Source organism: Streptomyces sp. NPDC002867 (assembly GCF_053591895.1).
Genome location: NZ_JBSFUR010000118.1, coordinates 1 through 1,247, shown reverse-complemented (window position 1 = coordinate 1,247; position 1,247 = coordinate 1). Strand labels below are relative to the sequence as shown.

Annotated in this window: 1 protein-coding gene; it reads left to right on the top strand. The window is 66.7% G+C overall.

All coding sequences use genetic code 11. The features are described from left to right. A partial coding sequence (locus ACWD0A_RS34835; RefSeq protein WP_451304709.1) for a hypothetical protein occupies positions 1 to 236 on the top strand: 236 nt, incomplete at its 5' end. Between the last annotated feature and the right edge of the window lie 1,011 nt (positions 237 to 1,247).

The following is a 1,247-nucleotide window of genomic DNA, read 5'->3' as shown; positions in this document are numbered from 1 at the left end:
AGGTGAACCAGCGTGGCCAGGAGCCGGTCGACAAAGACGAGTTTGTGTTTGGCACCAGCACCGACAGCTCGCCGACGCGGTCGCGAAGCGAGTGCTGCCTGGTGCCGTTCCTGCCACAACGGGCCGATCAGGCCTACGAGTTCGGCGATCACCTCAGGGTCCAGTCCGGTGATCTGTCGACTGCGGATGATCGCTGCACGCGTCCGGTTCCCCACCACACAAACCATGATCGATGATCAAGGTCTCGACGTGCCACCGCCAACCATGCACGAGCTCGTTAGGTCGTGAAAGCCACGCGGAGCGCTTCCTCTGCGCTCATGACCTGTATCGATGCGCCGCAGGCCAGCCAGCGGCCACCGAGGCGTCCATGGCCGCAGCGTCGAGAACGATGTCGCCGGCACGCGGGCCCGGCAGACAGAAGCAGAGGTGCCGGGTGTCGGCGGGCTGCGGCCTCACGCACGGACCGGTCCCCTTCAACAAACAGCGCAGCGGCGCACAATGGAGGCGGAGGGGGTCCCGGCTCGAGGTCGCTCTCGGTCTCGGCGATCACAATGCCCTCGATGGTGCGACAGCGAGGGTGCCGATCGTGATCGCCCGTGCGCAAGCGGCCGCCAGGCACGTCTCGCCGTGCTTCTTCCGCAGCCCGGTCCCTCCTCGAGCTGCGGAAAGTCGATAGAACGCGTGGACATTCAGCGCCTAGCCGGCGACGCCTCGGCAGGCGTCCCTGGCTTCGTGTGTCTGAGTGCGGCACCAGCGCGGCGTCTTCATTGGAAGGCGATCGTCTCCGGCAGATCATCGCTCCTATCGAAGCATCTCCTCGCTCAAGTGCCGCGTGACGCCGGGCCAGTTCAACGTCAAAGACGGTCTGGACCATGGTGACGGCCGAACGGGCGTCGACCTGGCGGCCGAGCGCCCTGCCGGGCACCGAGTAGCGGGTGCGGCTGGCCGAGGCGGATGTCCGGGCGGACCGTCGCTGCCGACCGGCGGGCCGACACGAACGAGGTTGGCGGATGCAGCAGCAGGTCTCTGCCTCCCCGGCTGTGAAGCCCCTCTCTCAAGGTGGCCTCGCCGAGCGAGCGGCATGGCCGCTGGCCTGCGAAGTTTTTGGAACCAGGTGATGGCTGCGGCCTGCATGTGCATATCGGAGTGCCCTAGACAGTGTCCTATGTGGTGCTGGCTCGTTGGGCTCGGCATGGGGCGGGGTACGTGGAGTTGGATTGTTCCGGACGGGCTGTGGGAGATCGCCG